Raw genomic sequence first — 9,856 nt, forward strand, 5'->3', positions numbered from 1 at the left:
AGGTAGCGACTTCGTCGACCATACAGACATCATGACAATGCCAATCCCTTCGACTCAGCCAATTATAACGACAATTATGATCTAGTCATCTAGGCTCTGTTAACATTTCATAAATGCTTGTGACAGAAATCCCTGTTTAGTTTGGCAATTTTTATCACAATCTTGTTACATAAGACACGCTGAAATTGTGATTTTATTGAAAAATAAATCTTCTAGAGGAGGCTCGCCCATGCAAGCGCAAGACATTCTGAATTTTTGGTTTGACCCTGACCACCGCTCACTCTGGTTTGCCAAAAGCGATGATTTTGATGCAAAAATTCGCGAGTCATTTCAAGAGATTCATCATCAGGCAGCTCAGGCGGAACTTTGGTCATGGCGCAAAACCCCTGAAGGCCGTTTAGCTGAAATTATTGTACTTGACCAGTTCTCCCGAAACTTATATCGAGATCAGGCACAGGCCTTTGCTTACGACAGTCTGGCCTTGGCACTGTCACAAGAAGCGATTAGCTTACAATTAGATGCTCAACTCAGTCCTGATCAGCGCTCATTTTTATATATGCCTTTTATGCATAGCGAATCCAAACACATCCACGAATTTGCATTAAAATTATTCCAACGCTTAGGCAATGAAATTAATTTAAATTTCGAGAAAAAGCATAAAGTGATTATTGATCGCTTTGGACGTTATCCGCATCGAAATAAAATTTTAGGGCGCGACTCGACGCTAGAAGAACTGGAATTTTTAACACAACCGAATAGTAGCTTTTAAGTCGATCTCCCTCGGCACTGAACATAGGAAAAGCATATGAAATCTTTATTAATATGCACACCGCTCCTTGTCGCACTGACATTTGCAGGATGTGCAACGGTTCCTTCCAAACCCAGAACATTTGACCAGCTCGGTCAATTCACCGCTTATCCGTTAAATAACAAAACTTACCGTGTCGGTTTCCAAGCCGATAATAATTTGAGTTATGGTACAGCTGAAGAAATTACCTTGCTCAAGGCAGCGCAAACCACCGTTAAAAATGGTTTCCGTTATTTTAGTGTGGTGGATGACCCGAGTAATGCCCGTCATAAAACACCCCGTCAGGCCGTGATTTATCCGACACCATCGTATTATCCTTATGGTTACTATCGTCGTCACCCAGCCTTTTGGCCTGATCCATTCTACGATACCCCACAAGTGGTCAATATTGATCCAATTCAAGTGTCGTATACTATCGAGTGTTTCAAGACTCAGCAGCAATCGCCAGATGCCTTCGATGCGCAACTGATTTTGCAATCTTTGGGGCCAAAATACGGTTTGAGTCCAACAGGAGAAGTGTTGCAGCCGCCTGCACCACCTCAAAATAAAAAGTAAGTTAAAAGGATGGCTCAATGAGTTCAGTCGAAGAAGTCCACGTACCTAGCCTACAAAGAAGTAAATACTTCGCCACCATGGCCCTGATTATTGCCGTGGTGTCATGGATTGCTTTAATGGTCGCGGCGCATTTTCTCCCTGAATATAAATGGCTCATCCATATCTTTATGCTGGGTGCAGAAGCAGGCGTGGTGGGTGGTTTAGCCGATTGGTATGCCGTCACGGTCTTGTTCCGTAATCCCTTTGGCAGAATGCCTCTACCCAAACTATTGCGTGACCACACTGAAATTATCCCACGGAACAAGGCCCGTATTGCCGAGTCGATGGGACGTTTTGTGCAGGAAAACTTCCTGTCACCACAGATTGTCGAACGCAGTTTACAAAATGCCGATATCAGTCTGGCGGTAGGACAATGGTTGGCCAGTCCAAAGAATAACCAGCAGGTGGTGCAGATGATTCAGCACACCGTGCCAAGAATTTTTGAATTTGTTAGCCAAGATCAAATTGCACACTTTGTCCAGAATAACAGTGTGCAATGGGTCAGAAGCACCAAGGTCAATAAGCTGGCCAGTGAAATGCTTCGTGCAGTGCTGGAAAATGATTTCCATCAGGATGTATTACAACGCGGACTGGATCTGGCGCATGAATGGATGGTATCTCATCCTGAAGAAGCACGCGATTTATCACGTAAATTATTTCAAGAATTAGGCGTTTGGAAACTAGCTAAAGGCGCAAGCTGGATCGGGATTGATGTCCAGCAACGTACCATTGACTCGCTGATAGAAAAAGTTGAGTCGATGCTGGCCAATCCTGATCATCCGTGGCGTCAGGATATTGAGACAACCACACACAATCTGATGCTAGAACTGGCAGATACCGAAAGCGAAGCCAGCCAACGTTTAAACCGTGGCAAAGATGCATTGCTGGATAGTCCGCAAGTATTGAACTTTATCAGTGGTGCGGTCGCGATTCTATGTGATGCAATCAAGACCGATTTAATGCAGGAAGATTCAGGAATTGCGACTAACTTACAGGCGGCGATACAGCAACTGGGTGAAAGCCTGATTCAAAATGAAAAAGTACGTCATGTGTTAAATGAAAAAATGATCGGCTTAGCGACCAATTTCAGTGAGCAATACAGTGACAAGATCATTCGCTATATCAGTGAACGCATCCATGAGTGGGATTCACGTGAAATGATTGCCAAAATCGAAAGCGAGGTTGGCGGTGACTTGCATATGATCCGCGTTAACGGCGTTATTGTCGGAGCCTTTATCGGTTTAGCACTGGGTGTTATACGTGCTATTGTGGAAAATGTTTTGTAAATAAATCAAATCGTAAAGTTCTCTAGCTCAATTTAAGTTGGGATCAACTATCGTGACGGCGGCATAGATGCCGCCCGTAGTGCTGCGGCCTCAAGGATGGGCCGTCAGCACTACAAAGGATTTTTGTTACTTTTCATCCTTGAAAAGTAAAACATGCCTATGCAAATTACATATAATTTCTCACAGCATATGAGGCTGTGCAGAGTCATCGTAAAAAAGAAATTAGATATTAAAAAGGACATCCGATGTTGCAACTTCAGTCAAAACTCCCAAGCCAAGGCATTACCATCTTTAGCGTAATGACTGAACTCGCACATCGCCTCAATGCCCTCAACCTATCCCAAGGCTTCCCTGATTTCCCAGCTCCACCAGCATTACTTGAAGCGCTTAGCCAAGCGACGCTCTCAGGCCATAACCAATATCCACCAGGTGATGGTGTGCTGGCTTTACGAGAACAACTGGCTGCACAATTCTTACAACGCGATCAAATACAACTGGATCCTGCCACTGAAATCACCATCACATCAGGCGCAACCATTGCGATCTTTTGCGCCATTCAAGCCTGCATCCATGCAGAGGATGAAGTGATCATTTTTGATCCCAGCTATGACAGCTACGCCCCAGCAGTTCAACTGGCTGGTGGAAAATCCATTCATATCAACTTGGAAGCACCCTCTTTTCAGGTGGATTGGCAAAAAGTCAAAGACCGGATCAATGCGAAAACCCGCATGATTATTGTGAATACGCCGCATAACCCAACGGGTGCAATCTGGTCAGAACAAGACTGGCGACAACTGATTGAACTGATTCAAGATAAAAATATCGTGGTGCTATCAGATGAAGTCTATGAACATCTGGTATTTGATGGACAAAAGCACTTTAGCGCACTGCAATTTCCTGAATTACGCGAACGCAGTTTTGTGATTGGTTCTTTCGGTAAAACCTACCATGTCACAGGCTGGAAAACCGGTTATTGTGTTGCCTCTCCGCAGCTGATGCGTCTGTTCCGCCAGATCTATCAGTTTGCCAATTTCTGTGGCAATACCCCTTGCCAGTTAGCCCTTGCCCATTACATGCAACAGCACCCTGAACATATTCAAGAGCTACCTCATTTTTATCAGGCAAAACGCGATCTGTTTAATACACACATTCAAGACTCACGCTTTCAATTCCTGCCTTCCCAAGGCACCTATTTCCAGAATCTGGATTACAGCAACATTCGTCCAGATTTAAATGATGTTGAGATGTGCCAGTTCCTTGCGGAGCAACACAAAATCGTGGCGATTCCCATTTCAGTATTTTACCGACAAGCGCCAGAATCACTGCGCTTGATCCGATTCTGCTTCGCCAAGACAGATCAGACACTACAACGTGCAGGTGAAATCCTCCTACAGTGTTGATCAACAAAAAATAAACCGAACGATAAAGTTCCCAGCATCGCTTATGATGGTATGTTGAAAAAATAGATACGCTTCAGGATGAAGGGTGAAGGAAACTGAATGACTCCACGTCAACCTCTGGTGATGCAACCGAATCTCTGGAAAACATTTTTTGTGTTTCTGGTGCCTTTGATTGCCACCAATATTTTACAAAACCTGTCGGGAACGATTAATACCATCTTTGTTGGTCAAATGATGGGCGTAGATGCGATTGCGGCTGTTTCCGTATTCTTCCCGATCCTGTTCTTTTTGCTTGCCTTCGTGATCGGTATTTCTGCTGGGACAACCGTACTGGTGGGACAGGCCTGGGGCGCACAAAACCTTGAAAAAGTCCGCTGTGTAATTGGTTCGACCTTATTTATGACCATGATCGGCGGATGCATTATCGCGGTGCTCGGTTTGGTATTTGCCAAGCATATTCTGGAATTATTGGGTACAGATCCAAAGGTGATGCACCTCTCCTTGCCTTATGTGCAATGGATGCTGGTCGGTAGTCCGCTACTGTTCGTTTATATTATTTATACCTCGATTCTTCGCGGTGTCGGTGATAGCGTCACGCCTCTGATTGCATTAAGTCTGACCAGCCTGATTGGTCTAGCCGTAACGCCAGTTTTATTGAAAGGTTATTTTGGTTTCCCTGCATTGGGAATTGTCGCGCCCGCGATTGCAACCATTATGGGCTATGCCTTTGTGCTGATTTTCTTAGCCGTTTATCTGAACCATAAAAATCATCCATTAAAGATAGATCGCCAATTACTGCAACATATCCGCCACGATGCCGAGCTCAGTAAATTAATTCTAAAACTTGGCATTCCAACAGGCATTCAGATGGTCACGACGTCACTGGCGGGACTGGTGATTATTGGTCTCATTAACCATTACGGCGCGCACGCCACCGCTGCCTATGGTGCCGTGAATCAGGTGTTGAACTATATTCAGTTTCCAGCCTTGTCGATTTCAATTGCTGCCTCGATTTTTGCGGCTCAAGCAATTGGTGCAGGTAAACCTGATTTATTGGCCAAAGTGACTCGTACCGCTTTGGGCATGAATTTCTTGTTTACGGGAACATTGATTGTTCTGGCCTATTTATTCTCAAAATATTTAATGGCGCTGTTTATTACTGATCACAGCGTAATTGTATTGGGACAACAACTGCTCTTTATTGTGTTGTGGTCAATTTTATTTTTTGGCGCCAGTGCAATTTTTGCCTCGATCATGCGTGCCAGCGGTACAGTCAATATCCCGATGCTGATCAATATTTTTACCATTATCCTGATCGAAGTACCGTGTGCCTATTGGTTTAGTTCATTGTGGGGCTTAACGGGTATCTGGATTGCCTATGCGCTGTCCTTCGTGAGTCTGTGCATCTTCCAAGGTTTTTATTATCAATTCTTCTGGAAGAAATCAAAAATCAAAGTCCTGATTTAAAAGTAAAAAGCCATTCACAGAGAATGGCTTTTTTATGCTGTAATGACTTACATCATCTTGGTTGCAAAGGCTGCAATGCGTTGATAACCCGTTGGGAATAAACGCTGGAAAGAATCCACAATACGTGCATCTGTACCAATTAACAGACGGCGTTTATCCTTCTGCACTGCATTCAGAATTTGACGGGCAGCTTCTTCAGACGGCGTACGCAGGAACTTATCAAATTGCTTGATTGATTTGCTCGGATCCATGCCCAAACTCTTCAAGCTGTCATTCATTTTCGCTGCTTTGGCAATATTGGTACGAATCCCGCCTGGGTGTACGCAGAGAGAGCTGACACCACCCTTCTCAATATCCAGCTCCTGACGTAATGATTCAGTGAAACCACGTACTGCAAATTTGGTTGCGTTATATGCAGATTGGGTGGGCTGCGAAGTTAAACCAAAGATACTTGAAATATTGATGATATGACCATCTTTGGTTTGTTTGATAAATGGCAGGAATTCTTTGGTGCCATATACCACGCCCCAGAAGTTGATGCCTACGATCCACTCCAAATCTTCATAGCTTGCACCTTCCACGGTTGAGCCAAGTGCTACACCTGCATTATTGAAGATCATATTAACCGAACCATGATCCTGTACCGTCTCTTGCGCCCACTGTTTCACCGCATCACGGTTTGACACATCAAGTACTTTCGTCGTCACTGTTACAGGGTATTGCTTCAATAATTCAACGGTTTGTGCCAAACCTTTTTCATTGATATCACTTAACGATAAATGACAGCCTTGTTTCGCTAACAAGATCGCCAGTTGTTGTCCAATCCCAGAACCAGCACCCGTGATCGCTGCGACTTTATTTTTAAAATTTTTCATTGCCTATCCTTTGTGTTGCGAATGATATGCACAATATTCGCCCCAATCATGCGTTGTCATGTGCTGTTTAACCTGTAACCAATATAATTTTGACAATACAGGTTGTCAATATAGTACACTCAAGCTTTAAGACAAATGGCAATAACCGACACCTAACATGTCATAATAGGCCTATTTACATTTTTGATCGAAGATGTTTAAAAGAGACAAGGCATATTTTCAAAATTTAGTTATGCTAGATCAACAGCACATAGTAGCTATGTAAAAAAGCACGAGATATACGATTTAGAGAATTTTAGGGAACGGTTTTTCAATGGCAACTCAAGAGCAAGCGACAGACAAGAAAAAAAAGACAGCAGTGAAAGAGCGACAATTCAAGGGTCTCTCTTTAACTGAGCGCAAAGAAGCACGTCGTGAAAAACTGATTGAAGCGGGTATTGCGACTTACGGTACACATGGCTTTTTCTCGGTGACAGTTAAAGATGTCTGCAATGAAGCCAAGCTGACTGAACGCTACTTTTATGAATCATTTAAGAAAAGTGAAGATTTGTTCCAAACTGTGTTTCTAAAAATGATCGAAAAAATGCAAACCTGTCTGACTCAGGCCGTACTCATGGCAGCGCCTGAACCTAAAAATATGGTGAATGCAGGTTTATCAGCACTCCTGAACGCGATTAAAGATGATCCGCGTATGGCACGGATTATTTATATTGATGCCATGCTGGTTCAGGACCTGCATAATCAGGCCACGATTCAGGAAACTTTGACCCAGTTTGACCGTATTATTCAGGGCTTTGTGATGATTACCATGCCCAATGCGCCGCAAAGCACCGAAGAAGTGTCTTTAATGGCAACGGGCTTAAATGGTTATGTGACCCATATTATTATTCGATGGGTCTCAGAAGGCTTTAAACAGCCGCTTGCAGATGTGCTTTCAGCTTGTTGTGCTGTCTTTTTGTCCTTTATCGAAACAACATCTCAAAAAAATTAAAATCGTTTTACAGTTTTGTGACATGAAAAGCAGTTCCATGACAAATTGATTAACTCAATGAATTCATTTGCTTTATGGCTAGGCAAGCTGTCATCATTTGGTCATTGCGCTGCCCTACAATTGTCACAATTTATTGCTAAATTCGACTTTATTCCCTCTTTTGCAATGATATTGTCATAATTAATCTTTGTAATAAGCCTGTCATAACAACAAAACGGTTAAACCGTTACGGAATTTAAGGGTATTGCGCTGTGAAAGATGACTATATTTTAATTGTCGATGATGAGTTACCGATCCGCGAAATGATCCATACCTCTTTGGATATGGCAGGCTTCCAATGTTTACAAGCTGAGGATGCCAAACAAGCGCATCAGATTATCGTTGATCAGCGTCCTGCACTTATCTTGCTGGATTGGATGTTACCAGGTGGTGTGAGTGGTGTAGACTTATGCCGTCGCCTTAAACGCGACGAGAACCTGTCTGAAATTCCTGTAATCATGCTCACTGCACGCGGTGAAGAAGACCATAAAGTTCAAGGTCTTGACGCAGGTGCAGATGATTACATGACCAAACCCTTCTCGACACGCGAACTGGTTTCCCGTATCAAGGCGGTATTACGTCGTGCCAATGCACTGAGCGGTGAAAAAGTGATTGATGCCAATGGCTTATTGCTGGATCCTGTCAGTCAGCGTGTTAGCTTTGGCAATAGTATTTTAGATATGGGGCCAACAGAATATCGTTTACTGGCCTTCTTTATGACTCACCCGGAACGCGCTTATACACGCGCCCAGTTACTTGATCAAGTGTGGGGTGGCAATGTCTATATCGAAGACCGTACCATTGACGTGCACATCCGTCGTTTACGCAAAGTGTTAGAACCTTTTGGTGTTGACCGCTTTGTCCAAACGGTTCGTGGCACAGGTTATCGCTTCTCGACACGAGCAGATTTAGCAGTAGGTTAAAAATCTTTTATGTATGAACCTTATCCCGTCCCTGAACTGGCACGTGAACACCAGCGTTTTCGCTACAGCAGTTTATGGACGTTTGCAAAACAAGATTTAAGACTGTTACTTTTTTTCTTATTGATTGCAAGCTTAATTGGATTTGGGGTTGGATACTTTTGGAGCTGTATTTTTATTGCTTTTGTGGTGTTTTTCGTCCTGCAGCTCCGCTCGCTTTATCTGGTCAATGAATGGATTTCAAACCGCCCCTATGATGTCCCGCCCAACTTAAACGGGATCTGGGGTGCATTACTGTTCAATGTTTATCGTGCACAACGTCAGGAACGCATTGTTCAAGCGGAAATGGTCGGCCTCATTGACCGTGCCCAGTCTTCTTTGGTTGCTCTGGCAGAAGCCGTAGTTCTGATTGATGACCAACATCAAATCGAATGGTGGAACCCCGCAGCCGAAAAGCTATTGGGTATTAGTCCTCTCGACCGCGGACGTAACTTATTGTCGATTTTACGCCAGCCAAGTTTCATTGAATATTTTAACAACCCGGATCAATCCCCTGATGGGATTCGTCTACAAGCGCAGATGGAAGAAGAGCGTTATGTGCACGTCAAACTCACCCGTTTTGGGGGAGAAAGTCGTTTATTGGTCGCACATGACACCACGCGCGTCCATAATCTGGAACAAATGCGTAAAGACTTTGTCGATAATATTTCACATGAATTGCGTACACCGCTGACCGTACTCAGTGGTTATATCGAAACCTTTACCGATCAAGATGACATTACGCCGCGCTGGAAACGTGCTTTTACGCAAATGCAGTCTCAGACCAAACGTATGAATGCCTTGGTCAATGATTTATTGTTGTTATCAAATTTAGAAAATAATAAGAAAGTCGCAAAAAATCAGATTATTGATATGGCAAATCTAATGAACCAGATCTTTGATGATGCGCGTGCTTACAATCTTGATTATGGTCATACTTTAAATCTGGATATTGATAGCCATTGTGACCTGATTGGCTCGGATATTGAAATTGCCAGTGCTTTCAGTAATTTAATTACCAATGCAATTAAATATACGCCGCCTGGTGGCATCATTACCATTGGTTGGCATGAAGCAGGTGACCATGCCTCCTTTACGGTACAGGACAACGGCATCGGGATTGATCCAAAACATTTACCACGCCTGACTGAACGCTTCTATCGTGTCGATAGCGCACGTAGCCGTCAAACTGGTGGTACAGGTTTAGGACTTGCCATTGTAAAACATGTACTCATGCAACATGGCGCACATCTAGAAATCACCTCTAAAGAAAATGAAGGCTCAACCTTTACCGCGATCTTCCCCAAAGAACGTCTTTATCGAATGCTGTAAAAGTTTAACTTGTCTCGTCCTGAAATAGGTTGACACTTATTTCAAACAAACGCCTGATGCATTTCATTAGGCGTTTTGTATTTTAACGATAGATGAGGTCTACGA

Annotated in this window: 9 protein-coding genes; 8 read left to right on the plus strand and 1 reads right to left on the minus strand. The window is 43.5% G+C overall.

Translation table 11 applies throughout. The features are described from left to right. Positions 1–229: 229 nt before the first annotated feature. The 5 genes from EC846_RS13325 (at position 230) to EC846_RS13345 (ending at position 5,555) form a co-directional block, all read left to right on the plus strand. Positions 230–769 carry a DUF924 family protein gene (locus EC846_RS13325; RefSeq protein WP_123775439.1) on the plus strand — a complete coding sequence of 180 codons (540 nt, stop codon included), beginning with the start codon at positions 230–232 and terminating at the stop codon, positions 767–769. A 36-nt stretch (positions 770–805) separates the two neighbouring features. After that, a complete protein-coding gene (locus tag EC846_RS13330) occupies positions 806–1,363 on the plus strand; it encodes a CC0125/CC1285 family lipoprotein (RefSeq protein WP_069577647.1) in 558 nt (185 codons plus the stop codon). 17 nt (positions 1,364–1,380) lie between these two features. Then, positions 1,381–2,688, plus strand: a complete 1,308-nt coding sequence (locus EC846_RS13335) for a DUF445 domain-containing protein (RefSeq protein ID WP_123775440.1) — start codon at positions 1,381–1,383, stop codon at positions 2,686–2,688. A gap of 245 nt (positions 2,689–2,933) precedes the next feature. Next, a complete protein-coding gene (locus EC846_RS13340) occupies positions 2,934–4,088 on the plus strand; it encodes a pyridoxal phosphate-dependent aminotransferase (RefSeq protein WP_123775441.1) in 1,155 nt (384 codons plus the stop codon). Positions 4,089–4,187: 99 nt separating this feature from the next. Further along, entirely contained in the window at positions 4,188–5,555 is a 1,368-nt protein-coding gene (locus EC846_RS13345; protein WP_004776321.1) for an MATE family efflux transporter, read from the plus strand. 47 nt (positions 5,556–5,602) lie between these two features. On the opposite strand, the gene EC846_RS13350 is transcribed toward EC846_RS13345, so the two are convergent. Beyond that, entirely contained in the window at positions 5,603–6,430 is an 828-nt protein-coding gene (locus tag EC846_RS13350) for an SDR family NAD(P)-dependent oxidoreductase (protein ID WP_123775442.1), read from the minus strand. 313 nt (positions 6,431–6,743) lie between these two features. Here EC846_RS13350 and EC846_RS13355 point away from each other — a divergent pair, with 313 nt between their 5' ends. The 3 genes from EC846_RS13355 (at position 6,744) to phoR (ending at position 9,751) form a co-directional block, all read left to right on the plus strand. Beyond that, positions 6,744–7,421 (plus strand): TetR/AcrR family transcriptional regulator, encoded by a 678-nt coding sequence (locus EC846_RS13355; protein WP_004776325.1) that lies wholly within the window; start codon positions 6,744–6,746, stop codon positions 7,419–7,421. A 251-nt stretch (positions 7,422–7,672) separates the two neighbouring features. Next, positions 7,673–8,383, plus strand: coding sequence for a phosphate regulon transcriptional regulator PhoB (gene phoB, locus EC846_RS13360; RefSeq protein ID WP_004776327.1), 711 nt, complete (start codon positions 7,673–7,675; stop codon positions 8,381–8,383). A 9-nt stretch (positions 8,384–8,392) separates the two neighbouring features. Further along, positions 8,393–9,751 (plus strand): phosphate regulon sensor histidine kinase PhoR, encoded by a 1,359-nt coding sequence (phoR, locus tag EC846_RS13365; protein ID WP_123775443.1) that lies wholly within the window; start codon positions 8,393–8,395, stop codon positions 9,749–9,751. Positions 9,752–9,856 lie beyond the last annotated feature (105 nt).

The sequence above is a fragment of the Acinetobacter sp. BIGb0102 genome (genome assembly GCF_003815055.1).
Taxonomy (GTDB): domain Bacteria; phylum Pseudomonadota; class Gammaproteobacteria; order Pseudomonadales; family Moraxellaceae; genus Acinetobacter; species Acinetobacter vivianii.

What these genes read in the sequence shown, in the direction of transcription:
- EC846_RS13325 (WP_123775439.1), top strand. Translation starts at nt 230, where the DNA reads ATGCAAGCGCAAGACATTCTGAATTTTTGGTTTGACCCTGACCACCGC.
- EC846_RS13330 (WP_069577647.1), top strand. Translation starts at nt 806, where the DNA reads ATGAAATCTTTATTAATATGCACACCGCTCCTTGTCGCACTGACATTT.
- EC846_RS13335 (WP_123775440.1), top strand. Translation starts at nt 1,381, where the DNA reads ATGAGTTCAGTCGAAGAAGTCCACGTACCTAGCCTACAAAGAAGTAAA.
- EC846_RS13340 (WP_123775441.1), top strand. Translation starts at nt 2,934, where the DNA reads ATGTTGCAACTTCAGTCAAAACTCCCAAGCCAAGGCATTACCATCTTT.
- EC846_RS13345 (WP_004776321.1), top strand. Translation starts at nt 4,188, where the DNA reads ATGACTCCACGTCAACCTCTGGTGATGCAACCGAATCTCTGGAAAACA.
- EC846_RS13350 (WP_123775442.1), bottom strand. Translation starts at nt 6,430, where the DNA reads ATGAAAAATTTTAAAAATAAAGTCGCAGCGATCACGGGTGCTGGTTCT.
- EC846_RS13355 (WP_004776325.1), top strand. Translation starts at nt 6,744, where the DNA reads ATGGCAACTCAAGAGCAAGCGACAGACAAGAAAAAAAAGACAGCAGTG.
- phoR (WP_123775443.1), top strand. Translation starts at nt 8,393, where the DNA reads ATGTATGAACCTTATCCCGTCCCTGAACTGGCACGTGAACACCAGCGT.